This window comes from Halorubrum xinjiangense (assembly GCF_900102375.1).
Taxonomy (GTDB): Archaea; Halobacteriota; Halobacteria; order Halobacteriales; family Haloferacaceae; genus Halorubrum; species Halorubrum xinjiangense.
This window is the reverse complement of sequence record NZ_FNBO01000002.1, coordinates 304835-328598: the sequence shown is the minus strand read 5'-3', so window position 1 is coordinate 328598 and position 23764 is coordinate 304835. Positions and strand designations below refer to the sequence as shown.

Sequence of the window (23764 nt, the reverse complement as noted above, 5' to 3'; positions counted from 1 at the left end):
GCGCCCGAGAGGTTGCGGAGCGACGCGCCCGAGTAGTCGGTCTCCCCCGCCCGCGGCGAGAGCCTTACGGTCCTCCGCCCCCGAATACGGCCGTGACGAACCGAACGATCGTCGTGGGGCTCGCCGGAGCGTTCGTCGGCATGACGGCGCTGCTCCTGATCGGCGGGGTCGTCCTCCACCCGATCGCGCTGGCGCTCGCGGTGCCGTTCGGCGCCGTCTCCTACTTCCTCTGGTACCACGCCAGCGGGCGCCTCCACGACCAGGCGCGGCGGTCGGCCGAGGCGGCGGGGCCGAGAGAGCGAGAGCGCGCCAGGCAGCGCGCCCGCGCCGAGGCCAACCGGGAGCGCGCCTATCGCGCCGCCGGCACTGACGGCGGTCGCGGCGCGGGCGAGTGGCGGCAGGGGAGCGCCGGTGGGGCGAGGGGCGGTCCCGGCGGCACCGGGGCCCGCGACCCCCGCGACCGCGCGCCCTCGGCCGATAGGATGACCGAGCGCGAGGCGTACGAGACGCTCGGGCTCGACCGCACGGCGGACAGCGAGGCGGTCCGACGGCGGTACCGCGAGCGCGCGAAGCGGCTCCACCCGGACGGCGAGGACGGCGACAAAGAGGATTTCAAGGAGCTCAACGAGGCGTACGAGGTCCTGAAAAACTGATCGACGGTTCGTTGTCTGCCGCCGACCCTCACGCCGCGTCGAGCGCCGCGGCGACCGCCCGCTCCGCCTCGTCGAGTTCGGACCGCGTGTTGACGTTCGTGAACGTGCGGTCGGTCGTCAGCGACCGGATCGCCGCGTCGTCGACGACGACCGCCGCCAGTTGGTCCACCATCGCGAGGATCTTGCGGTCGCCGCGGTCGAGCGCGCGGTCGCAGGCGGCCACGGCCGGAGCCGTCGCGTAGACGGCCTGCGTCGTCTGGTACCATCGGTCGTCGAGTCGCGGGACGGCCGCCTCGACGCCCGGCTCCACGGCCGTCTCCCGGAGCGCCGCGAGGAAGGCGGGGTCGACGAACGGCATGTCACAGGCGACGACGACGGCGTACGCGTCGGTCGCGGTCCGGCAGGCGTTCCGAATTCCCGCGAGCGGTCCGCGGTCCGGCTCCTCGTCGAGCGCCCAGCGGACCGGCAGCGGGACCCCCGAGAGCGCCCGCTCGATCGCCTCGCGCTGCTCCGGGCGGCAGTTGACGACGAGTTCGTCGGCGACCGGGTCGCCGCCGCTGGCGCGGTCGGCCCCGGGCGGGACCGGGTCGTCGGTCCCCGCGAGGCGGTTCGCGACTCGGCGGATCATCGGCACGCCGGCGATCGGCGCGACGGTCTTGTCCGCGTCGCCGAAGCGCGTCGAGCGCCCGCCGGCGAGGATGGCTCCGGTAGTCACGTCCGGGGAGTTGGACGGCGGGGGACTTCGCGGTTGGGGTGGCTGCGCGCGGGAGCCCAGCGGGACGGAGCGACCCGAATTCGTTCGGGCGGGAACGCCGCTCTCGCCCGCCCATCCGCCCGAAAGCGACCCGTTAAGTGGCCGGCGCCCGTACCGATATTCATGCCAGAGGCCACGGATCTGGAGGAGCTGAAGCGGGGGACTGAACTGGTCAAGCGCGGCTTCGCGCAGATGCAGAAAGGCGGCGTGATCATGGACGTCGTCAACCGCGAGCAGGCCCGCATCGCGGAGGACGCCGGCGCGGTCGCCGTGATGGTCCTCGAACACGTCCCGGCCGACATCCGCAAGCGCGGCGGCGTCGCGCGGATGCCCGACCCCGAGCGCGTCCCCGAGGTCATCGACGAGGTCTCGATCCCGGTGATGGGGAAGTCGCGCATCGGCCACCGCAAGGAGTCCGAGATCTTAGAGGCGCTCGGCGTCGACATGATCGACGAGTCCGAGGTGCTGACGCCCGCCGACGACGAGTACCACACGGACAAGCGCGACTTCACCTCCCCGTTCGTCTGCGGCGCGCGGAACCTCCCCGAGGCGCTCCGCCGGATCCGCGAGGGCGCGGCGATGATCCGGACGAAGGGCGAAGCCGGCACGGGCGACGTCAACCAGGCCGTCAAACACCAGCGCACGATCAAAAACCAGATCCGGACGCTCACCGGGCTCAACCACGAGGAGCGCGAGAAGTGGGCCCGCGAGCACGGCGCCCCGCGCGACCTCGTCCACGAGACCGCCGAGGCCGGCCGGCTTCCGGTCGTCAACTTCGCCGCGGGCGGCATCGCGACGCCCGCCGACGCCGCGTTGATGATGTACCACGGCTGCGACGGCATCTTCGTCGGCTCCGGTATCTTCGGCGCGGAGGACCCCGAGGCGATGGGCACCGCCATCGTCGAGGCCGTCAACAACTGGGACGACCCCGAGGAGCTCGCCCGGATCGCGAGCGGCACCGGGAAGGGGATGAAGGGCCAGTCCAACGAGGACATGGAAGAAGAAGAGAAGCTCCAGAGCCGCGGCGTTTAAATAGGAATTTTCGGCAGCGCGGCGATTTTTTATAAGTGAACTGCGGTGGCGCGTGCCGACGAGCAGCCGTCAGGCTGCGAGTCGCACGCGCGAGGGAGTCGCGAGCGAAGCGAGCGACGAGGCTGGGGAGGCGTGAGGCTGCGGTGCTGTGCGGTGCGGGGGGGGGACTCAAAGGGGCAGGCGTGAGGACGAAGCACGCCGCAGTAAGCACCGCAGCGAGAGAGCGAGCGAAGCGAGCAACTGAGCGAGGCGCGCAACAAGGCGCGCGAGTCCTCACGCCTGGGGCTTTGGAGGCGTTCCCCGTCGATCTAGAGTCAACGATTTATAAGTGGTCGCCTGGGGCTTTGGAAGTGTTCCCCGTCGATCTACAGTCAGTGATTTATAAGCGAGCGACCGCGCTTATCGAGACTCTTTCTTACGCGTCGAGATCCGACTACTGATCATCCCGACTACGTACCCGACAACTCCGATCACGACCGCGAACAGAAGTCCGTATCTGACGCCGTACTCGATCCCGCCGAGCAGCTCGGCGCGCGCTAATTCGTAGCCGTAGCCCAGCATTCGCGGGTGATTGTACCGCGTCGACTCCGCCCAGCCATCAGTGACGTAGCCGACGAGCGGCGGGAACGCGAACCACCAGAGACCAACGATCCACAGCGACCCGACGGTCGGGACGAGGCCCGCGCTCGCGAATCCAGCCGCGATTGCGATCCCGAGAGCCAGCGCGATCCAGCCAAGGGAGAGCCCGACGTTCAGCCCGAGCGCGAACCCGGCCGAGGCGATCAGGAGGAGCGCGACCACCGCCAGCGCGAGCAGCCGCCTCGCCGGGGAGGCGCCGACGACGTGCGGCGAGGCGCGCACCGCTTGGAGGGCCATGCCCGGCAGGTGCGTCGTCGCGCGCAAAAGCCGTTTGGGGGATTCAGAAGCCGGTTGGCCTCCACAGGAACGATCTCCGGAGCAAATCGACGGGAGAGACGTTCATCGCTCGTCGTCGTCATACACCCACGCCCCGACGACCTCCTCGTCGTCGCCCTCCCGACGCCAGCGGACCGTCACGATGTCCGGGAACCGGATCGGAAATTGTACCCTTTCCCCGTCGATCGCGTCGTCCGGTCCGAGGTCGTCGTCCAACTCGGCCCACGCGACGGTGTCGGACTCGCCCGCCTCGTAGTCCACGCTGACGTCGGTGACGAACACGTCTCCCGCGCGGAGCCGTTCCGTCCCGCCGGTGTGTTCGATGGTCAACCGACTCGGCGCGTCGTCCGCGCCCTGATACTCGAACGCGAAGCAGGCGAACTCCTCGCAGTCCGTCAGTTCGCGGTACCCGAGGGCGCCGAATCCGACCGCGCCCGCGCCGAGGAGGATGACGGCCCGCCGCTTGGGGGACATAGCCCGCCTCACGGAACAGCGATAAATAGGCGTTCGGGCGTTTGTACTGTTTATAAAGTGTTGACCGTGACTCGGCAGCGAACACCTCCAAAGCCCCAGCCGCGAGGAGGTCGCACGCTCGCTGTCGCCCGAAAATCTTTGATTTTCGGGATGACGAGAGAGCTTCGCTCTCTCGAACCACGCTCCTCGGTCGCTCACTTCGTTCGCTCCCTGCGGTGTCGCCGGCGGCTCCGCCGCCGGCTTTCCGTGGCGCGTCGCGCCACGCTACTTACGTCGCCTGCGACCTCCTCGCGACTGCCCCTTTGAGTCCCGCCCCGCACAGCACCTCACGCCTCCCCAGCCTCGTCAGTCGCCTCCGCTTCGCTCCGGCGACTGACTCCCTCGCGGGCGGCTCGCGCCCTCCGGGCGCTCGCCGGCGCGCCGTTCGGATTTTAAATAGCACGGCGCGGTGCGGCCGCCCAATCAGTCGCCGAGATCAACTCCGCAGCGCCTCGACCGGCCGCTCGTTGGCCGCCTTCCACGCGGGGTACGCGCCGCTGACGATCCCCACGCCGACCCCGAACACGAGCGCGAGGAGGAGGTAGTAGGCGTTCGTCCGGTCGAGAACGAGCGCGGCGTCGACCGCGGGCGTCGCCACCACGAGGCCGGCGACGAGCAGGACCGTGAGCAGCGTGCCGGCAGCGGCGCCAGCAGCGCCGATCAGCCCGGCCTCAGCGAGCAGGACGCGCAACACGTCGCGGCGGGCGACGCCGACCGCGCGCATCACCCCGATCTCCTGTCGGCGCTCGACGGTGCTCATCAGCATGACGTTGAGGATCGAGACGCCGGCGACGACGAGGGAGATGGCGCCGAGCCCGAGCAGGAACGTCGAGAGCAGGTTGAAGAACTCGTTGATCTCGTCGACGAGGGCGGCCAGCTCGAACAGGTCTACCCGCTCCTCGCGGGCGTTCACCTCCTCGCGGATGGCGTCGGCCGCGACTCGCGCCTCGGCGCCCGAGTCGGAGACGACGAGCGCCTGCGCGTAGCCGTCCGCCGAGAACGCCGACTCCGGGAGGAAGACCGCGTCGTCGGGCGCCACCGGGCTGAACGTCTGGCTCTCGACTAACACCGCGATCACCCGCACCTGCGACCCCGCTATCTCGACGGTGTCGCCCGCGCCGGCGTCGAGGTCCTCGGCGATGCCCGCGCCGAGGATCGCGCCCTGCCGGTGCCGCTCCGGGAGCCGGCCCTCTGCGGCCTCGTACGCCAGCGCGGGCTCCTCGACGCCGTACACCGTCGCGAACGTCTGGTCGCCCTGCCGCGCGACCGTGGCGCTGTCGGAGTACAGCGGTACCACGGCCGGCTCGCCGACCGCGCGCCGGATCGAGGCGACGTCCGCGTTCGACAGCGACTCCACGCCCGCGTCCGCGTTCGGCGAGATGACGACCTGCGTGCCGATGTCACCGATGGCGTCGTCGGCGCCCAGCGCCAGCACGTTCCCGAAGATACCGAGCGCTGCGACCGCCAGCACGCCGATACAGACGCCCAGCACCGCGAGCACCGTCCGCACGCGGTTCCGCCGCAGGTTCCGTGAGGCCAGTGACACCGCGGGGCCCCAGCCGCGGAGCCACCCCGCGGCACCGGTCGTTGCGCGGTCGCTCTCGCTCATCTGTCTCCCCGATCAATCCGGCGGTCGTCGTCGCGCTCGGGAGCGGTTCCCGGCGCCGGCCCGCCATCGGCCGGCAGCCCGCCGGTCAACACGCCGTCGGTGAGGTCGACGACGCGGTCGGCATACTCCTCGACGAGCGGGTCGTGTGTCACCGCGACGACGGCGACCCCCTCGGCCTTGACGCGCTCGAACTCGCGGAGGATCGCCTCGCCGGTCTCGGTGTCGAGGTTCCCCGTCGGCTCGTCCGCGAGCAGCACGGCGGGCTCGTTGATCAGCGCGCGGGCGATGGCGACTCGCTGCTTCTGCCCGCCTGAGAGCTCGCTCGGTTCGTGGTCGAGTCGGTCGCCGAGCTCGAACCGCCCGAGCAGCGCCGCCGCCCGGTCGCTCGCGTCGCCGGGGTCGAACGCGGTCGGCATCGCGACGTTCTCGACGGCGGTCAGCGTCGGCAGGAGGTGGAAGTCCTGGAAGACGAAGCCGATCGACTCCTTGCGCGCCCGGGTGCGCTCGGCCACCGAGAGGCTCGTCACGTCCGTCCCGTCGAGCAGCCGCCGCCCGGCGGTCGGGTCGTCGAGCAGCCCGAGGACGTTCAACAGGGTCGACTTCCCGGAGCCGCTCGGGCCGACCACCGCGACGAACTCGCCGGGCCGGACCGCGAAGTCGACGTCGTCGAGCGCGACGACCGGCTCGCCGCCCCCGCTCGGGTAGCGCTTGACGACCCCGCGGAGCGCGACGGCGGCGGCGTCGCTCTGGGCGTCGTCAACCGGCGAGCCGTCGTCGTCGACCGCCGCGTCCGCGGGCTCCGCGTCGAGTCCGGCGTCCCCGCTCACGGCGCCGACCCGTCGCGTTGCCGCCCCGTCGAACCGCCGATCCGTCCGGTCCTGACCGCGACGCCGACCGCTCCGGCGAGGCCGACGAGCGCGAGGCCGCTCGCGACCGCGCCCGCGGCTCCCACCCCGCCGGCGCCGATCCGGCCGAGCGTGCCGCCGCTCGCATCGTCGTCGTCGTCCGGCTCAGGGGCCGCCACCGTCAGCGTCTCCGTATACCGGACGCCGCGCTCGGTGTAGGTGACGCGGATCGGGATCTCGTCGGCGACGGAGGCGTTCACCGCGGTCGTCAGGTCGAAGCCGACGAAGTCGCTGCCGCCGAGCGTCCCGACGAAGTACTCCCCGCCCGCCGGCGTCGGCTCGACGCCGGGCGCGTCGCCGACCGAGACCACCGCGCCCGTCATCTCGCCGCTCCCCGCGTTGCCGAGGTTGGCGTCGACGACGACCGCACCGTCCTCGCCCTCACGGACCGTCGCGTCGGTCACGGTCGCCGTCGCCTCGCGCACCGGGTACGTCACCGTTGACCTCGCGATGCGGTCGGCCCCGCGGTCGTTCCGCTGGTCTGTGTCTGCGCGGAACGCGGCGGTGACCGTCACGTCGGACCGCCGGTCGAGCGGCCCGAGGTCGACGATCACCCGCCGCTCCTCGCCGGGCGCGACGTCTTCGACGACGAACGGGCCGACGTCGACCGTTTCCGCGGCGTCGTCGCTGGAGTCGTCCCCGCCGTCGCCCTCAGCCGCGGTCCCGACCGCGCGGAGGCTGACGCGGTCGGCGGTCGTCGTCCCGGTGTTGACGACCGTCACCTCGACGGGCGAGTCGGCGACCGGCTGGGAGTCGTCTTGTCCGTCGCCCGTGTCGAGCCCGCCGCCACCGCCGAAGATGCCCTGGATGCCGCCGACGCCGAGGTCGCCGGCCGAGGCCTCACCCTCGTCGTCGCTCCGGAGGTCCTCGGGGTCGAGCGCGCGGGTCCGCAGGTCGAGCGCGACCTGCGTCGGGCGCACCTCGATCACGGTGTCCCGGCTGACGGTCACGAACTCGCCGCTCGTCGACTGGTTCGCGACCGCCTCGACGGTGAGCCGCTTCTCGCCCGGCTCCTCGAACGCCGTCCACAGCGTCGCGTCGAGCGAGTCGCCCGCCGAGAGGGCGCCGACGCCCGAGACGTTGTCGAGCACGTCGCCGTCGGCGTTTCTGACGCGGATCTCGGTGACATTCGCCGCCGCGGCGCTGCCGCCGGAGTTCGTGACGGTGACGTTCAGCGCCGTCCGCTCGCCGGCGGTCGGGTCGCCCGGGGACGCCTCAACCTCGCCGACGGTGATCCGCGCGTCCGGTACCGCCGCCGCGCCGATCGCGAAGGCCCCGCCGACGGCCGCGAGCAGCGTCAGCGCGGCCAGCAGCGCGGCTGGGGTTCGTGTGTACGTCAATGTCATACCTACTACGCGACTGCCGTGGATATATCCGTCGGCGACGGAAGCGAGGGCCGCGTCAACGACGGAAGCGAGGGCCGTCCCGCCGCTTCGCGAGGGACGCGTCGATACCGGTCTGACGGCTATCGCGCCGCCGGGGCTTCCGCCGGCGACTGTCACCGAGACGTACCGGTTACGGATGCTTTTTCAACGGGCCGACGTAAGTGGTGGTAATGAGCGAACGCGACACCGCGCGAGCGGGTGATCGGCGATGATGGGCGGCAACGACCAGCAGGCGTACGACCGCGGCACGTCGCTGTTCTCGCCCGACGGGCGCATCTACCAGGTCGAGTACGCCCGCGAGGCGGTCTCGCGCGGCGCGCCGAGCGTCGGCGTCCGGACGACCGACGGCGTCGTCTTCGTCGCGATGTCCCGCCCCTCCTCGTCGCTGATGGAGGCCGAGAGCATCGAGAAGCTCCACAAGCTCGACGACCACGTCGGCACCGCGAGCGCGGGCCACGTCGCCGACGCGCGCCAGCTGATCGACTTAGCGCGCCGTCAGTCACAGGGGAACCGCCTCCGCTACGGCGAGCCCGTCGGCGTCGAGACGTTGACGAAGTTCATCACCGACCACATCCAGGAGAACACGCAGCGCGGCGGCACGCGCCCGTACGGCGCCGCCCTCCTCATCGGCGGCATCGACGACGGCGAGCCGCGCCTGTTCGCGGCGGACCCGTCGGGCACCCCTAACGAGTGGAAGGCGACCGTCATCGGCGGCGGCCGGCAGGACATCCAGGGCCACCTCGAAGAGGAGTGGCACGATGACCTCTCGCTTTCGGACGGCATCGAACTCGCGGTCGCGGCGCTGGCCGCCCACGACGACGAGTTCGAGCCCTCGGACCTCGCGGTCGCGGCCGTGACCGAGACCGACGGCTTCCGGACGGTCCCGACCGAGGAGGTCGAGACCGCGTTCGAGGCCGCCGGCCTCGTCGCGGACGACGAGGCGGACGACGACGAAGCGGACGCGGACGCCGACGAGTAGCGACCCCGCTCCGGCGCCGTCGACCGAGCCGCAGTCGGCGTTCGTCAGCCGAATGCGCGGAATTGTATGTCTCACACACAATACTTTTAGCGACGGGAGTCGTATGTTGGCTGTAAAATGCCCGATTCGATGTCCGAACAGCTCCAACGGGACATGGAGTGCGAGGGGTTACTCGAGTGTTTCCACGGCCTGAAGCAGTTGGACAAGGACTGCTACCAGACGCTCGTATCGGCTGACGAGGCGCTCACGATCGACGAGGTCGCCGAACGCGTCGACCGAGAGCGCTCCACCGCCTACCGCGCGGTCCAGCGGCTCCTCAAGGCCGGTTTCATCCAGAAAGAGCAGATCAACTACGAGCAGGGAGGCTACTACCACGTGTACCGGCCGACGGACCCGTCGCAGATCGCCGACGACATGCAGCGGATGCTCAACGACTGGTACGCGAAGATGGGCCAACTCATCGGCGAGTTCGAGGAGAAGTACGAGCAGCCCGAGCGTGCCACGGTCAAAAACTGACCGAGGGACTGACCGGCCGTTCGGGACCAGCTGTTCGTTCGGGACCGGCCTCAACAAGCGGCGCTCCGGGTGAGCGCGGCCGGTGTCGGCCTCGCGTCGGTCCTTCCGGGGAGAACGCAGCCACCGGCCCGACTCCCGGTTCGGCATTCAGAGCGGTTCGTGGTGCGTTCCGCGCACCGTTTCCCGTCGCTATTCCGTAGATCAGGGTCCGTCGGCGTCGGGACAGGCGTACGGGACCGGCGTGAGGATCCGTCCCCTCGGAGACCGCCGAGAAACCCCTCGTTCGACCCCTTGGCGACGACCGAGAGCGACTCCACGGCGCTGGTTCCCTGTCGCTCCGTCGCTTCGTGCGGTTTTTCACGGTCCGGACAGCGCTTTTCAGCTGGCACGTGTGCGGTTTACCCACTACTTTCGAAAACGAATTTGGTCCGTTCTCGCACGGTACGGACACGCGCTGCGCTCGCGCCGGTCGGGATCTCCTCGGCGAGCGACCGTTTCGGACGACGACGACGCGTCCGAAAGGCGGATACAAAAGTGGGAAGACCGAGGGTAGCTGACGCGGCGACGGCGCTCAGAACGTGAACACGTGGTCGGCCTCCTCGGCGGCTTCGAGGAAAGTGACCGCGCCGGCGAACTGCGTCGTCAGATCGTCGTCGATGGCCCCCTGCTCCCACTGGAGCATGTCCAGCGTCGTCGTACACGCGACCGAGGTGACCGCCTCCCCGCCGTCGGCGATCAGTTGATCGAGCATGTCGTAGGGGTTCGGCATCCCCTCGTCGAGCAGCGGCCGAATCGACGAGAGGTCCTTCTCGCCCTCCAACAGGTGCGTCAGCCCGTCGAAGGTGAAGTAGAGGAACACGTCCGTGTCCATCGTCAGCGCGACGTGGCCGAGGTTAGTCGCCATCGCGAGGTTCTTCGGGTCGTCGTCGGAGACGATGATACCGATCTCGTCCATGGTCACTCCCCCTTACGGACGTAGTGCGTGTACACGTCGTCGCCCTCCTCCTGTTCGAGGAGCGTGACGCCGTCGGTGCCGGTCGCCCACCCGTCGATGTCGCTCACGCTGCCCGGGTCGGTCGCGACGACTTCGAGCACTTCGCCGGGGGCGAGGTCGTCGATCGCGCCCTTCGTCTTCACGATGGGCATCGGGCAGCTCAGTCCTTTCACGTCCAGCGTCTCCGCGATGTCGAGTTCGGTGCTCATGTGTAGTGGATTGTGCGCGATAGACAATACTCTCTGGAATGATTTTAATCTTGCGCATATAATCCAATTCTATGATACTACCCGTCGACGTCCGACGGCGAATCGGTCGGCCGACCGCCGATGGCGGCACTTACGCTCGTCGGGACCCAAGGAGGAACCATGTCGACGACCGTCCGCGTTCGCTGTACCGACTGCGCGTACGAGGAGGCGTTCGACTCGCTCCGGCGGGCGCGGACCGCGCTCGAAGACCACGAGCGCGAGACGGGCCACGCCGCCGACTGGGAGATCGGCGGGTTGGCCCCCGGCGTCGAGCGCGCGGGCGACGACGCCGGCGTCTGTGGCCGAGAGGGGTGTGCCAACCCGGACTCGCCGCTCCTCGATCACGACCCGTCGGCCGCCTCGGACCCGAGCGCCTGAGCCCGATTGCCCGGTGGGAGCGACCGCTCGCCGGCCACGCGCCCGCGGCCGCGACACGAACGTCGCGAGGCGTCTCGTTGCCGGTATATTGTACAACAAAAACAATATTACTGTCGGGGACGAACGGTCAGGTATGCGTATCGTATTCGCGACGGACCTATCGGACGCGAACGAGGCGGCGATCGAGTCCCGGACCTGTCTGGAGTGCCTCGACAACATCGGCGTCCGGGAGGTTCACCTGCTGACGGTCGTCCCGGACAACGTCTCCAGCGGGCTGCCGGGGATGGAGGCCGCAACCGACGCCAAAGAAGCGCTCGCCCCGCAGCGACGCGTGTTCGAGCGCGCGGGGTTCGACGTGGAGATCCACGTCGCGCGCGGGACCCCGCACCGGCGCATCAACGGCTTGGCCGAGCGGATCGACGCCGACATGATCGTCGTCGGGTCACGAGGGCAGTCCCCGCTCCGGAACCGACTCGTCGGCGGCACCGTCCGCAACGTCGCGCGGACGGCCGTCAGGCCGCTGCTCGTCGAACGGATCGAGAAGACGCCGGACGGCCACGCGGTCAAGAAGGAACACCTGTTCCGGGACGTGCTGTACGCGACCGACTTCTCCGAGAACGCGGCCCGCGCCTACGACTTCTTCCCGGCGCTGACGGGCGCGACGGAGCGGGCGTCCCTGCTCCACGTCGGCGGCGGAGGCGATCCGGGGGCGACGGGGAGCGCCGAGGAGCGGCTGGACGAACTGGCGACGGACCTCCGCGATCGGATGGGTATCGACGTCGAGACCAACGTCAGGTCAGGGAACCCGGTCGAGGAGATCACGGCCGAAGAAGAGCGCGTGGGCGCGACGGCGACGCTCATCGGCGCGCGCGGGACGAGCCGGCTCCGGCGGCTCCTCCTCGGGAGCACCGCGGAGTCGATCGTCGCGCGCGGGACGAACAACGTCCTGCTCGTCTCACCCGAGGCGACGCCGACGCCGCGGTGACATCGTCGCGGAGACGCCGACCGGGGTTTTTGTCACCGGAGCGCCCACAACGACGTGATGACACGCGAGACGGTCACACACCGCGACGGCCACGTGTACGAGTTCGGTCCGGCGATGGACCCGGTCTACGAGGCCGCCGACGGCGAGTCGCTGACGATCGAGACGGTCGACAGCCTGAACGGCGAGATTCAGGCGGACAGCGATCTGCTCGACGAGATCCCGGAGGAGGTCAACGCCGCGACCGGTCCGATCGCGGTGGCCGGCGCGAGCCCGGGCGACCTCCTCGCGGTGGAGATCGAGGACGTCCGCGTCGCCGAGGACCGCGGCCGCGTGCTCACCGCGCCCGGGTTCGGACTCCGACAAGACGACCCCGAGATCGACCACCCGGCGACGCGGATCACGGAGGTCGCGGGCGGCGGTGCGGCCGATGGCGACGCCCGAGGAGGGGCAATCGACTTCGAGGGGATCGACGTGCCGATCGAGCCCGTGATCGGGACGATCGGGGTCGCCACGGGCGGCGAGACGATATCGACGCTCACGCCCGACGACCACGGTGGCAACCTCGACACGACCGACGTGACCGGCGGGACGACCGTCTACTTCCCCGTCTTCCAGGAGGGCGCGATGCTGGCGATGGGCGACGCGAAGGCCGCGATGGCCGACGGCGAGATGTGCGGGACCGGCGCCGAGATCGCGGTCGAGATCGACGCGACGCTCTCGGTGATCGAGGACCCGGCCGTCTCGCCGGACCGCCCCCTCCTCGACACCGGCGACGCGGTGAAGACGGTCGCGAGCGCCGCGACGTTGGAGGAGGCGGTCGAACTGGCGAACGGCGACATGCTGGATCTTTTGGCCCACCACCACGGCTTCTCGCGCACCGAGGCGTACCTCTTTTCGAGCCTCGCGGGCGGCCTGGAGATCAGTCAGGTGGTCGACCCGCAGGTGACGGCCCGGAACGCGGTGCCGAGCGAGTACCTCTCGCTGCCGTTCTGACGAGCCTCAGCGGTCAGACCGCTCGGCGAACCGCCGCGCGGCGTCGCTCAGGCCGGCGTCGGTCGGCGTCTCGGTCTCGTCGGGTTCGGCGGGCGTCTCGGTCTCGGCGGCGGCAGTGGCGTCGGCGTCGGCGTCCTCGTCGGCCGCCGCGGGTGCGTCGCGATCGTCGGCGACCGCCTCGCCCTCCACGTCCGATGGGTCGGCGTCCGGCGGGTAGTTCAACTCGGCGGGCGGGACGAAGACGGTCTCGACGGCGCGGACGATCTCGTCGACCTGGTCCTCGTCCAGCCGGTCGGCGTACGCCTCACGGACAAGGCCCGGCACCGCGTAGGCGTAGTGGCCGCGGCCGGCGTGGCGGATGAGCCCCGCGCGCCGGATCGGCCGGTGCCGGCTGTAGGCATGCCCGGAGTCGCCGTCGCCGCCGGCGTCGATGTGGGCCGCGACGGGGTCGCTAGCGCCCTCGCGGCGGTAGTGGCGCAGCATGCCGCGGGAGAGATCCGGGAGCGCCTCGATCCGCGAGCGGAGCTCCTCGATGACCGCCTCCCGAGTGCCGAGTTCGATCGCGTCGTCGAACCGCAGCGCGCTCTCGGCGACGTCGTCGCGGGTGACCGGGTCGACGTCGTCCGGCGGGCCCGCCTCCTCATCGGCCGCGGGATCGGCGTCGGAGGCGTCGGGGTCTGCGTCCGCGGCGGAGTCCGCGTCGGCATCGGCGCCGCCGTCGGCGGCGGAGGGGGAGGGTTCGCCGTCGCCCGCGGCGCGCCCCTCGGTCGCGGCGACCGCTTCGTCGTACGACTTCAGCACGGACTGGTCGTCGTCTCCGCCGTCTCGGGCGTTCCGGGCATCCCGGACCTCGTCGGGCCGCCCGGCGTCGAGTCGCTCGGCGCCCGCACGCGAGGGGGCGCCGCCACGGTACGGCGCCTCGGCCTTCCCGAGGAGCGCCTGCGCGAACTGGTCGGCCATGTTGCTCAGGTCGCGGGCCTCCTCCAGCTCGCGTTCGAGGTCGGCGATCCGCCGGTCCTTCTTGTCGAGCTCCTGTCTGAGGTCGGCGATCTCGGACTCGCGGCGTTCCTCCTCGTCGGAGATGGACTGTAGCTCGCCGACGAGGTCGCTGGAGACCGACTTCAGCTCGGGGCGCTCGAAGTCGTCGAGCCCGGGTGTCGCGCCCGCGTCGAACGTCTCCTTGCGGTGGAACTGGATCCGGCGGATCGACTCGTCCCAGTCGGTCATTAAAAAGGCCTCGCCGTCGCCGAGGTCCTCGACCGCGCTCGCGTACTTCGACCCGAGGATTCGCCCGACGACCTTCGTGTCGTTGTCCCAGGTGAGCCGGTGCCAGCAGAGCCAGTCGCATTGGGTGATGAAGTCCTTTTTCACGTCGGCCGGGCGCTGGCTGATCCCGACGATCCCGAGCCCGTGTTTCCGCCCGCGCTTGCCGACCTTGATCAGCATCTTGCCCGTCTCGTCCATCCCGCCGCCCTCGGGGATGTACTCGTGACACTCCTCGATCACGAGCAGGAAGGGCTTCTTGAGGCGCTTCTCCTTCGCGAACAGCTGTTTGACGACCTCCAGGAGGAGCTTGTTTGCGGTCTCCTCTTCGAGGTAGCCGGAGACGTCTAAGATGATCGGGACGTTCTGCTCTAAGGCGAGGTTCGCGAGCTTCTCGGCGTGTTCGGGGGAGACGACGATGTCGCACTCGTCGTCGGCGCCGGCGTGAAGAATTTCATATTCTTCTTTTAAACCGTAATATTCACCGTCAGTGTCCACGATCATGACCGGAAATCCGTTAGATAGCAGATTTTCTATCACGACGCTCGCGGTGTTGCTCTTCCCGGACCCGCTTTTACCCGTGATAAACGACCGGCCGGTGAGCACGTCGACGACCGGGAGCTCGACCGGAGAGCCGGGGTCCGCCGTCGCGTCGCCGCCGATCCCCTCGCTGACGTCCGCGACGTGGATCGTCTCCTCCTCGCTCATACCCGTGTGAGGTGGCGCCCGCCTCATAAACCATCGCCTCGGTCGTCGCTCGGGTGCGCCGGCGGCGTCGAGCGCGGAACGGTCGCGCCGGGCCCGACCGAGGCTCCTTCGAGCGTCCGCAAGACGTATGCCGTCCCCGGGAGTCTGACCGCCCATGGACACCGAGAACACCCTCCTCAACGCGCTGGTCGGCGCGATCGCGTCGGCCGTCCTCTCGTTTACCGGCATCTCGCCGCTCCTCGGCGGCGCGGTAGCCGGATACTTAAATGGCGACGACGGGCTGCGGGTCGGCGCGCTCTCCGGCGCGATCGCGTCGATCCCGATCGTCGGACTGCTGCTGCTCGCGCTGGTGGTCCTTCCGTTCCTGGGCGTCTTCGGGTTCCCGCTCGAAGCCGGTCTCGCGGCCGGGGGGATCGTCCTCGTCGCGGCCGTCATCGTGTTGGGCGGCGTCGCCTACACTGTGGTGTTGAGCGCGCTCGGCGGACTGCTTGGCGTGTACGTGAAAAACGAACTGTAAGTCGGTCGCTGTTACTTATAAATAGCCAAATCCGGATCGTCGGCGAACACCTCCGAAGCCCCAGCCGGGAGGACGGCGCACGCTCGTTTCGCGCTTCAGTCGCTCGCGTTGCTCGCTCCTTCCAGTGCTTACGTCGTCATCAGAACGCGAAGCGTTCTGATTGGCTCACGAGAGCTCCGCTCTCGTGAACGCCTGCGACGTCCTCTCGGCTGCCCCTTCGAATCCCACCCGACCGCGACCGCACCGCAGCCTCACGCCTCCCCAGCCTCGTCGGCCGGCCTCCGCTTCGCTCCGGCCGGCCGACTCCCTCGCGCGTGCGACTCGCGCCCTCCGGGCGCTCGTCGGCACGCGCCACCGCACATCTATTTATCAAGATCGTGTGCGAGAATCGGCCGGCGACGCTGAGCGGAGACGCCTCAGTGCTCGCCGCCGGTGCCGCGTCGGTCGGAGTCGAGGTCGATGTCGAGGTCGTCGAGCAGTTCCTCGGCCTCCTCGCGCTTCTCTTGGTGGTCTTCGAGGAACTCGCGCATGAGCTCTGCGGCCTGCTCCTTACAGCCGCCACAGAGGCGCTCGCCGTTGACGCACTCGGAGTAGACCTCCTTGGTGAGCTCGTCGTCGTCGCCCGCGAGCAGGTAGGCGTACAGCTCGTAGACGGGGCACTCATCGGCCTCGCCGCCGAGTTCGCGCTGCTCCGCGGCGGTGTCGCGGCCGCCGGTGGTCGCCGATCTGACCTTGTCGTAGCCGTCCTCGGGGTCGTCGAGCAGCGAGATGTGGCTCGCGGGGATGGAAGACGACATCTTCCCACCGGTGAGCCCGGTCATGAAGCGGTGGTAGATCGAGGAGGGCTGCCGGAAGCCGAACCCGTCGTGGTCGATCTCGACCTCGCGAGCCAGCGACTCGGCCGCCTCGCGGGTGAGGTCGAACGCGTCGACGTGGCCCTCGAACACGCGCTTCTCGCCGTCGACCGCCTTGATCAGCGCCTCGAACGCCTCGTCGGTCGCGTTGCGGTCGAAGAAGCGCACGCGGGGGCGGAGCGGCTCCTTCCCACCGGCTTCGAGCTTGTCGAGCGCGCTCGACTTCGCGGCCGCGAGGTCGACGCTCTCGCGGTCGCTCTCCGGCGGCTCGTAGTCCGCGAGCCACTCGGCGGCGTCCTCGCAGCGGACGTCGCTTTCCGGGTCCGCGACGTCCGCCGCCAGCGCGTCGTAGGCGGCTCGAACCAGCCGGCGCTCGTCGTCGTCGAGCTCGAAGGAGGCGAACGCCTCGGTCACCTTGAAGTAGCGTACGCGGGTCGCGAGGTCCCGAGTGAGCCGGACGTGGGGGTCCTGGTCGGGGCCGACTGGGATGACTGTGGGTTTCGGCTCGTCGACGAGCTGGGGGTAGAGGATGTCCGCGGTCTGGGTGACGACGCTTTGCATGTGCGAGATGTTCGTCTCGCCGTCGAAGCCGTAGATCGCCTCGAACTCCGAGAAGTTCGCCTTCGAGCCGAGTTCGAAGCCGAGGTCCTGTACCGCCCGGTTGTCGGACTGGCGGTACAGCTCCCCCTCTTCGGCGTCGAAGCCGAGCGCGAGCAGCGAGAGGAGGTAGTTCCGGGCGTGCTCGTCGATCTCGTCCCACGACATCCCCCGCGCGGAGTGGGCCTCGAGGTCGGCGATGAGCCCGAACGCGTCGCCGCCCATCTCCTGGTGCCAGATGATCTCGTCGAACACGAGCTTGTGGCCGATGTGCGGGTCGCCGGTGGGCATGAACCCCGACAGCGCCGCGAACGGCTCGTCGTTCGCCATCGCCTCGGCGACCGCGTCGTACTCGCGGTGGCCGAATATGACGCCCCGGCGCATCAGATAGTGCGGGTCCGGCACGTCGTCGGCGACCTCGTCGAACGCCTCGATACCGAACTCCGCGAACAGGTCCGCGTAGTCCCCGACCGACGCCGACCCCCACGGGTCGAGCGCGACGTCCTCTGTCGGCTCGTCCGCGCGCTCGGTCCCGCCGTCGGTCCGGGGGGGCGTCGACGACCCGCGGGCGCCTGCGGACCTGCGCCCGTCGCCGCCCGTCGTCGCCCCCTCGGGGGTGTCCTCGTCCATACCACTCCTCCCGTCGGTCGACGCAAAAACCGTTCGCTTGCGCGGGACCGGTTGCCACGGGGCGGCGGCCCGAGACGGCCCGCGGCGAGCGGGATCACTCCGCGTGCGCCACCAGCCGCGTCGCGGTCGCCTTCCACCGGATCGAGACCGGGTCGCCGGGAGCGAGCCCGAGCCGCTCGACGCTCTCGGCGGTGATCAGCGCAGCGACCTCGACGTCGGCGTCGCCCCCGTCGCCCGCTCTGACCGCGATCCGGACCGTCGATACCGTCTCGCCGGAGTCGATCGCGGAGACCCGCCCGTCGAGGCGGTTCCGGGCACTCGTCGCGTCGGGGTCGACCGCGCTGGCCGCGTCGTTGACGGTGACGGCGTCGGCCCCGATCCGGACTTGAACCGCGTCGCCGACGGCCACGCGCTCGCGGTCGACGCCGGGGTCGTCCGCCTCGCCGCCGCCGCTTCCGCCGTGGAGTCCGGACAGCTCGCCGACCGCGGTGTCGACGGCCGCGAGCTCGCCGTCGACGGCGGTGACGGTGCCGTCGAGGACCGTCTCGGGCACCGCCGCGGTCGCCGCGAGGACGGCCTGGAGCCGGTCGTAGCGGTCGAGGAGGTTCCGGCCCGACGCGGCGAGCCGGCTCCCGCCGCCGCCCTCGCCGCCCCGCCGGCGCTCGACGAGCGTCCCGTAGGCGTCCTCTAGCGCCTCGATCCGCGAGAGGGCGCGGGCTCGAGAGCGCCCGAGGGCCGCGGCCGCGCCCGCGACCGACCCCGCCGCGTCGACCGCGCGCAGCAGCGCGGCGTCGCGGCCGTCGAACTCGACGCCGTCCTCGATGAGCGCGGCGCGCCCGCGCCCCGCGGCCGCGTCCGGCCCGGGTTCGGTCGGCTCTCCCATGTCCGGACGATGAATCCGGGCCGTGTTGGCGTTTTCGCCCCGACGTCGACCGCCGCACGCAAGCTATATGTGGGCCCGACCCACCGTTGTATCTATGTCGATACAACGGCGCGAGTTCGTGGCGGCGTTGGGCGCGGGGGCGGTCGCCGGTACGGCCGGCTGTTCGGCGGTGGGGGGGAGCGCGGGCGGAGACGGCGGGGGAAGCGCGGGCGACGGGGAAAGCGGGGACGAGAGCGAAAACGGCAACGAGGGTGAGAGCGGGCCCGGCGTCGCCGGCGAGACGCTGACGCTCACGACGACGACGAGCACCTACGACACGGGGCTGCTCGACGCGATCCACACCGGGTTCGAGGAGCGGTTCGGCGTGAGCGTCGACGCGGTCCCGAAGGGGACCGGGGCGGCCCTCCGGACGGCCCGCGACGGCGATGCCGACGTGGTGATGGTCCACGCTCGCGGGCTCGAAGACGAGTTCCTGCGCGACGGGTACGGCGTCAACCGCCGCGACCTGATGTTCAACGACTTCGTGATCGTCGGCCCCGAAAGCGACCCGGCGGGGGTTCAGGGGATGGGCTCCGCGACCGAGGCGCTCACCGCCGTCGCCGAGGCGGAGGCCGCCTTCGTCTCACGGGGCGACAACTCGGGAACGCACACCAAGGAGCTGAACCTCTGGGAGGCCGCCGAGACGGAGCCGGGCGGCGGCTGGTACCAGGAGACCGGGTCCGGGATGGGCGAGGCGCTGAACATCGCGAGCCAGCAGGGCGCGTACACGCTCTCGGACCGCGGGACGTTCGTCTCGCAGCGCTCGACGGTCGATCTCACCGTTCTCGTTCAGGGACCGATCGAGGACGGCCCCGAGATCCTCGCGAACCCGTACGGGATCATGGCGGTCAACCCCGCGGTCCACGAGGACGCCAACTACGACCTCGCGATGGCGTACATCGGCTGGATCACCAGCCCGGACGTCCAGGATGCCATCTCGGAGTATCGGGTGGACGGCGAGCAGCTGTTCTTCCCGCGGGCCGTCTCCGAGGACCCGGACTTCAAGCAGTACGTTCCGGAGGGTTGGAGCAGCGAACGCGACGACGCGGACGCGTAATCGTGCCGATCGAACCGACCGTCCAGCTGGTCCCGGCGCTGCTCGACTCGACCCCGCGGCTGGTCCCGGCGCTGCTCGACGTCTCGTTCAGGGACGGCTACGTCGGGAGCGTCGTCGCCGTCTCGCTGTACGTGAGCCTCACCGCGGTGGCGCTGAGCACGCTCGTCAGCGTCCCGGCCGCGGTCGCGATCGGCCTCGCGGAGTTCCCCGGGAAGGGGTTCGTGAAGTCGGTCGTCAACACCGGAATGGGGTTCCCCAGCGTGGTCGTCGGGCTGGTCGTGCTGTTCGCGGTCTCGAACCAGGGACCGCTCGGCTCGCTGAACCTCGTCTTCACCCGCGAGGCGATGATCCTATCGCAGTTCGTCTTGGCGACGCCGCCGATCACGGCGATCACCCTCGCGGCCGTAAGCGGCGTGGACGACGGGGTCCGCGACGCGGCCCGCGTCCTCGGCGGGACGCGCGTCGACGTGGCACTCGTCGTGATCAAGGAGGTCCGCTACGGGATCGCGACCGCGGTGCTGGCCGGGTTCGGCCGCGCCGTGAGCGAGGTCGGCTCCGTGCTCATCGTCGGCGGGAACATCGCGAGCGCGGACGGGATCTCGAAGACGCGCACGCTGACCACCGCGATCCAGCTCGAAGCGCGGCAGGGGCAGTACGAGACCGCGCTGGTGTTAGGCGCCGTGCTGGTCGCGCTCGTGTTGACCGTCAACGCCGTGGTCGTTCACTTCGGCGACAGCGGGGTGACGCGGTGATGCTCTGCGCGAGTAACGGACTGATGCGCCGGGAGGTGACGCGGTGATGCTCCGCGCGAGTGACGTCTCGAAATCGTACGGCGACGAGACCGTGTTCCGCGACCTCTCGCTCGACGTCGACGCCGGCGAGGTCGTCGCGGTCATCGGGCCCTCCGGCGTCGGCAAGACGACGCTGCTCCGGACGCTCGCGCTCTCCGCGGAACCGGACGAGGGGGCCGTGACGCTCGACGGGACCGACGCGTGGGCGGTCGACGAGGCCGAGCGCCTCGCGCTGCGCCGCCGCGTCGGGATGGTGTTCCAGGAGGCGAGCCTCTTCGACGGGACGGTCGCGCGCAACGTCGAGTACGGGCTCCGCGTCCGGCGCTCGTGGAGCGACAGGATCGCCTCGATCCTCCGCCTGAACGGCGCCGCCGACGCGGTCGACGAGTCCCTGGAGGTCGTGGGACTGGCCGACAAGACCGACGAGCCCGCCGCGTCGCTCTCGGGCGGCGAGGCTCAGCGCGTGTCGTTCGCCCGCGCGCTTGCCTACGACCCCGACGCCCTGCTGCTCGACGAGCCCACCTCGGACCTCGACCCGCGGAACACCGCCGTCATCGAGGACGCGGTCGACGAGGCGAAAGCGAGGGGGATCGGTGTCGCGCTCGCGACCCACGACATGCATCAGGCCGAACGGGTCGCCGACCGCGTCGCGGTGCTACTCGACGACGGGATCACGGAAATGGGGCCGACGGAAGCGATCTTCGAGGACCCGGCGGACGAGCGCACCCGGAAGTTCATCTCGGGCGAGTTGGTGTACTGACTCGCGTCTAGGAGAGGCGGGAGGTCAAATCCGGCGATCCGATTTAGATTGTCGACACCGCTGCGGTGAACCCCTCCAAATCGCGGTCGCTTACTTATAAATGACTGACTGTAGATCGACGGCGAACATCTCCAAAGCCCCAGTCGCTCGCTTATAAATAATCGACTATGGATCGGCGGTGAACATCTCCAAAGCCCCAGTCGCTCGCTTATAAATAATCGACTATGGATCGGCGGTGAATATCTCCAAAGCCCCAGTCGCGAGGACTCGGGGGCCTTGCTGCGCTCCTCGCTCACTTCGTTCGCTGCGGTGCTTGCTGCGGCCGCCTTCGCCCTCGCGACTGCCCCTTTGAGTCCCACCCGCCCGCGACCGTACAGCGCCTCACGCCTCCCCAGCCTCGTCGGTGGTCCTCCGCTTCGCTCCGGACCACCGACTCCCTCGCGCGTGCTGCTCGGCCGCGAGGCGACCTCGCAGGCACACGCCACCGCACCGGTTCTTTATAAGCAATCGACACCGCCGGCTCAGACATCGAAGTCGAGTTCCACCGCGTCGCCGGCGTCGACGTCGCCCGGATCGGTGGCGTTCTCGTCGGCTGCGAACCCCGCGTGAAGGTGCTCGTAGGTGCGCTCTATCGCCTCCACGATCACCTTCGTGTTGCCGGTGACGGGCATGAAGTTCGTGTCGCCGCTCCACCGCGGGACGACGTGCGTGTGGAGGTGGTCGATCGACCCGCCGGCGGCGTCGCCGCCGAGGTTCTGGCCGGTGTTGACGCCGTCCGGGTCCAGGTCGCGTCGCAAGGCTTCGAGCGTCGCCGCCTTCAGTCTCGCGTGGTCGAGGAGGGCCGCGTCGTCGAGGTCGGTCGGGTCCTCGACGTGGTCGTCCGGGATCACCATCGCGTGGCCGGGGTTGTACGGCGCGTTGTTGAGCAGGACGTAGTTGTGCTCGCTTCGGGCGACCACGCGCGCCTCGCGGGCGTCCTCGCGGTCCGGCAGCACGCAGAACGGGCAGCCGTCAATCGGGTCCGAATCGCGCTCGACCCACTCGATCCGCCACGGCGCGAAGATCTGATCCATCAGTCGTCGAAGCCGTGGATGCCCGCGGTCGTCACCTCGACGCCGTCCTCGGTGACGAGCAGGGTGTGCTCCGCCTGGCTCACGAGGGCGTCGTCGTCCTCCTTTAAGACGGGGTACCCCTTGATCGCGTTCGCCTGCTTCAGGCGGCGGAGCGCCATCTCGGCGCGGTCCGTCTCCAGCCACCGCGCCGCGAACGGGAGGTCGTCGAACGCCTCGATCTCCTCTAACGCCTGCCGCGCGCGCCGGTCGCGGACGCTCGCGGAGCCCTGCTGTTCGAAGATCTCCTCGACGGTCCCCTCGCCGACCTTCCCGCGGCCGTCGGTGGCGAACGGCTCGATGGCGACCGCCTGCCCCGGTTCGAGTTCGACCGAGCGGTCGACCCCGCGGTTCGGCACCGTCGGGCCGGTGTGGGCGTCGTAGCGCTGGACGCCGTGACCGGAGAGGTTGAGGACGGGCGTGTAGCCGTAGCCGCGGATCACGTCCTCGATCGCCTGCCCGACGACGCCGACCTCGACGCCGGGTCCGGCCTCGTCGAGCGCGGCTTCGAGCGCCATCTCGGCGGCCTCGACCAGCTCCGGGGTCCCGCTGTGGTCGACCGTCACCGCGGCGTCGGCGATGTAGCCGTCGACGTGGACGCCGACGTCGAGACACACCATCTCCTCGCCGAACTCCGTCTCGTCGTCGCGGCCGGGGGTCGCGTGCGACGCCTCCGGGTCGACGCTGATGTTCACCGGGAACGCGAGGCCGGCCCCCTGCTCGCGGACGAAGTCCTCCGTCCACTCGGCGACTTCGAGGTGGGTCCGGCCCGGTTCGACCATCTCGCGGGCCTCGTTCATCGCCTCGACCAGCACCGCACCGGCCTCGCGGTAGCTCTCGACCGCGTCCTCGTCCAGAGGTCCGTGACTCATGGACTCGGGTTCGGCGACCGCGCGCAAAGAGGTTGCGGAGGGCGGTCGCGCTCTGGCGGACGGTCGACTCGCGGCGGACGGTCGACTCGCGGCGGACGGTCGACCGCGGTCGGATCAGGCGGGCGTTATCTCGACGTACCACTCGTCGGCCGCGGGATTCGCCGTCTCGTGGGTGTACCCCCGCTCCGCCAGCACGTCGTACAGCGGCACCGGCTCGAAGCCGTTCACCAGACAGAGCGACTCTCTGTCGTCGAGATCGTCGAGCGCGGCCATGATGTCGCCGAACGGTTCGCCGTCTATCTCGCGGGCGTCCAACTGCTTGTCCGCGTCGTCGAACGGGTCGGGGCTCATAGGTCGGTCGTGGCGCCCCGCGGTGGTATAGCTCTCCCCGAAGGTGTTCGGGAGTGTCGTTCGAACGCGGCGGCCCGCTTGAACATGTTCGCTCGAAGACGTACGTGACCGGAGCGCGTCCGATCGAGTATGTCGAGTACACCCTCGGAGCACGACTACGACCACGGCGCGGACCCGGTGACCGACCACGTCCACGAGAACTCGTGGTCGGCGAACCTCGAAGGCCCCGAACACGCGGACGACCGCGACCTGCTCGTCCGGCAGGCGATCGATGCGGTCGAACACACGGCCGCGGGCAACCACGTCAACCTCGTCACCCACGGCGACCACGGCCACCCGGAGGCGTACCTCTTCGAGGCACTCGAAGCGGCGTTCGGCGACGATCTCGACGCCGAGTACGTCGAGCAGTGCGGCTGCGGCGGCCACGTCGTCCGCGTCCGCGTCTGAGCGGGGGTGCCCGGGACGCCGGCGGGC

26 protein-coding genes are annotated in these 23764 nt (G+C 70.1%); 12 read left to right on the top strand and 14 right to left on the bottom strand.

The genetic code is table 11. The features are described 5' to 3' along the window. Positions 1–92: 92 nt before the first annotated feature. Positions 93–653: a DnaJ domain-containing protein gene (locus F3H13_RS04545; RefSeq protein WP_149797860.1), complete on the top strand. Its 561-nt coding sequence runs from the start codon at positions 93–95 to the stop codon at positions 651–653. 28 nt (positions 654–681) lie between these two features. Here F3H13_RS04545 and mobA read toward each other — a convergent pair whose 3' ends face one another. Further along, positions 682–1368, bottom strand: a complete 687-nt coding sequence (mobA, locus tag F3H13_RS04540) for a molybdenum cofactor guanylyltransferase (protein WP_149797859.1) — start codon at positions 1366–1368, stop codon at positions 682–684. Positions 1369–1530: 162 nt separating this feature from the next. Here mobA and pdxS point away from each other — a divergent pair, with 162 nt between their 5' ends. Further along, positions 1531–2439 (top strand): pyridoxal 5'-phosphate synthase lyase subunit PdxS, encoded by a 909-nt coding sequence (gene pdxS / locus F3H13_RS04535; protein WP_149797858.1) that lies wholly within the window; start codon positions 1531–1533, stop codon positions 2437–2439. 399 nt (positions 2440–2838) lie between these two features. Here the strand turns inward: pdxS and F3H13_RS04525 are convergent, their stop codons facing one another. The 5 genes from F3H13_RS04525 to F3H13_RS04505 all read right to left on the bottom strand — a co-directional run bounded on the left by F3H13_RS04525 (position 2839) and on the right by F3H13_RS04505 (position 7727). Beyond that, positions 2839–3315, bottom strand: coding sequence for a hypothetical protein (locus F3H13_RS04525; RefSeq protein WP_149797856.1), 477 nt, complete (start codon positions 3313–3315; stop codon positions 2839–2841). A gap of 102 nt (positions 3316–3417) precedes the next feature. After that, a complete protein-coding gene (locus F3H13_RS04520) occupies positions 3418–3828 on the bottom strand; it encodes a hypothetical protein (RefSeq protein WP_149797855.1) in 411 nt (136 codons plus the stop codon). A 475-nt stretch (positions 3829–4303) separates the two neighbouring features. Then, the gene (locus F3H13_RS04515) at positions 4304–5476 is read right to left on the bottom strand and encodes an ABC transporter permease (protein WP_149797854.1); all 1173 of its coding nucleotides are present in this window, start codon (positions 5474–5476) and stop codon (positions 4304–4306) included. After that, positions 5473–6303, bottom strand: coding sequence for an ABC transporter ATP-binding protein (locus F3H13_RS04510; RefSeq protein ID WP_149797853.1), 831 nt, complete (start codon positions 6301–6303; stop codon positions 5473–5475). The genes F3H13_RS04515 and F3H13_RS04510 overlap by 4 nt, the downstream gene beginning before the upstream one ends. Next, on the bottom strand, positions 6300–7727 hold the full coding sequence (locus tag F3H13_RS04505) for a hypothetical protein (RefSeq protein ID WP_188127997.1): 1428 nt from the start codon (positions 7725–7727) through the stop codon (positions 6300–6302). The genes F3H13_RS04510 and F3H13_RS04505 overlap by 4 nt, the downstream gene beginning before the upstream one ends. Positions 7728–7974: 247 nt before the next feature. Here F3H13_RS04505 and psmA point away from each other — a divergent pair, with 247 nt between their 5' ends. Continuing rightward, complete coding sequence (gene psmA, locus F3H13_RS04500; protein ID WP_188127996.1) at positions 7975–8745, top strand: archaeal proteasome endopeptidase complex subunit alpha; 771 nt, start codon at positions 7975–7977, stop codon at positions 8743–8745. A 117-nt stretch (positions 8746–8862) separates the two neighbouring features. Next, positions 8863–9261, top strand: a complete 399-nt coding sequence (locus F3H13_RS04495; protein ID WP_149797852.1) for a helix-turn-helix domain-containing protein — start codon at positions 8863–8865, stop codon at positions 9259–9261. A gap of 571 nt (positions 9262–9832) precedes the next feature. On the opposite strand, the gene F3H13_RS04490 is transcribed toward F3H13_RS04495, so the two are convergent. Further along, a complete protein-coding gene (locus tag F3H13_RS04490) occupies positions 9833–10216 on the bottom strand; it encodes a DsrE family protein (protein ID WP_149797851.1) in 384 nt (127 codons plus the stop codon). A 2-nt stretch (positions 10217–10218) separates the two neighbouring features. Continuing rightward, entirely contained in the window at positions 10219–10464 is a 246-nt protein-coding gene (locus tag F3H13_RS04485) for a sulfurtransferase TusA family protein (protein ID WP_149797850.1), read from the bottom strand. Positions 10465–10623: 159 nt separating this feature from the next. Here F3H13_RS04485 and F3H13_RS04480 point away from each other — a divergent pair, with 159 nt between their 5' ends. The 3 genes from F3H13_RS04480 (at position 10624) to F3H13_RS04470 (ending at position 12859) form a co-directional block, all read left to right on the top strand. Next, positions 10624–10881 carry a DUF7542 family protein gene (locus F3H13_RS04480; RefSeq protein ID WP_449405058.1) on the top strand — a complete coding sequence of 86 codons (258 nt, stop codon included), beginning with the start codon at positions 10624–10626 and terminating at the stop codon, positions 10879–10881. Positions 10882–11014: 133 nt separating this feature from the next. Next, positions 11015–11866, top strand: coding sequence for a universal stress protein (locus F3H13_RS04475; protein WP_149797848.1), 852 nt, complete (start codon positions 11015–11017; stop codon positions 11864–11866). A gap of 57 nt (positions 11867–11923) precedes the next feature. Beyond that, positions 11924–12859, top strand: a complete 936-nt coding sequence (locus F3H13_RS04470) for an acetamidase/formamidase family protein (RefSeq protein ID WP_149797847.1) — start codon at positions 11924–11926, stop codon at positions 12857–12859. A 6-nt stretch (positions 12860–12865) separates the two neighbouring features. Here F3H13_RS04470 and F3H13_RS04465 read toward each other — a convergent pair whose 3' ends face one another. Next, the gene (locus tag F3H13_RS04465) at positions 12866–14830 is read right to left on the bottom strand and encodes an ATP-binding protein (protein ID WP_149797846.1); all 1965 of its coding nucleotides are present in this window, start codon (positions 14828–14830) and stop codon (positions 12866–12868) included. A gap of 154 nt (positions 14831–14984) precedes the next feature. Here F3H13_RS04465 and F3H13_RS04460 point away from each other — a divergent pair, with 154 nt between their 5' ends. Next, the gene (locus F3H13_RS04460; protein ID WP_149797845.1) at positions 14985–15347 is read left to right on the top strand and encodes a DUF5518 domain-containing protein; all 363 of its coding nucleotides are present in this window, start codon (positions 14985–14987) and stop codon (positions 15345–15347) included. A 416-nt stretch (positions 15348–15763) separates the two neighbouring features. Here the strand turns inward: F3H13_RS04460 and F3H13_RS04455 are convergent, their stop codons facing one another. Both F3H13_RS04455 and F3H13_RS04450 read right to left on the bottom strand, forming a co-directional pair. Then, positions 15764–17428 (bottom strand): tryptophan--tRNA ligase, encoded by a 1665-nt coding sequence (locus F3H13_RS04455; protein WP_149797844.1) that lies wholly within the window; start codon positions 17426–17428, stop codon positions 15764–15766. A 94-nt stretch (positions 17429–17522) separates the two neighbouring features. Beyond that, complete coding sequence (locus F3H13_RS04450) at positions 17523–18311, bottom strand: TOBE domain-containing protein (protein WP_149797843.1); 789 nt, start codon at positions 18309–18311, stop codon at positions 17523–17525. A 94-nt stretch (positions 18312–18405) separates the two neighbouring features. Between F3H13_RS04450 and F3H13_RS04445 the strand changes: the two genes are divergently transcribed. The 3 genes from F3H13_RS04445 to F3H13_RS04435 are packed head-to-tail and all read left to right on the top strand — an operon-like array spanning position 18406 to position 20958. Then, positions 18406–19407: a substrate-binding domain-containing protein gene (locus F3H13_RS04445; protein ID WP_149797842.1), complete on the top strand. Its 1002-nt coding sequence runs from the start codon at positions 18406–18408 to the stop codon at positions 19405–19407. Positions 19408–19409: 2 nt separating this feature from the next. Continuing rightward, positions 19410–20159: an ABC transporter permease gene (locus tag F3H13_RS04440; protein WP_188127995.1), complete on the top strand. Its 750-nt coding sequence runs from the start codon at positions 19410–19412 to the stop codon at positions 20157–20159. A 46-nt stretch (positions 20160–20205) separates the two neighbouring features. Continuing rightward, complete coding sequence (locus F3H13_RS04435; RefSeq protein WP_149797841.1) at positions 20206–20958, top strand: amino acid ABC transporter ATP-binding protein; 753 nt, start codon at positions 20206–20208, stop codon at positions 20956–20958. 521 nt (positions 20959–21479) lie between these two features. Here the strand turns inward: F3H13_RS04435 and F3H13_RS04430 are convergent. The 3 genes from F3H13_RS04430 to F3H13_RS04420 form a co-directional block, all read right to left on the bottom strand. Continuing rightward, positions 21480–22031, bottom strand: a complete 552-nt coding sequence (locus tag F3H13_RS04430; protein ID WP_149797840.1) for an HIT family protein — start codon at positions 22029–22031, stop codon at positions 21480–21482. Then, positions 22031–22939, bottom strand: a complete 909-nt coding sequence (map, locus tag F3H13_RS04425; protein ID WP_149797839.1) for a type II methionyl aminopeptidase — start codon at positions 22937–22939, stop codon at positions 22031–22033. Before map ends, F3H13_RS04430 begins: the two co-directional genes overlap by 1 nt. 114 nt (positions 22940–23053) lie before the next feature. After that, positions 23054–23290: a DUF2249 domain-containing protein gene (locus F3H13_RS04420; protein WP_149797838.1), complete on the bottom strand. Its 237-nt coding sequence runs from the start codon at positions 23288–23290 to the stop codon at positions 23054–23056. 129 nt (positions 23291–23419) lie between these two features. Between F3H13_RS04420 and F3H13_RS04415 the strand changes: the two genes are divergently transcribed. Continuing rightward, entirely contained in the window at positions 23420–23737 is a 318-nt protein-coding gene (locus F3H13_RS04415) for a CGCGG family putative rSAM-modified RiPP protein (RefSeq protein WP_149797837.1), read from the top strand. Positions 23738–23764 lie beyond the last annotated feature (27 nt).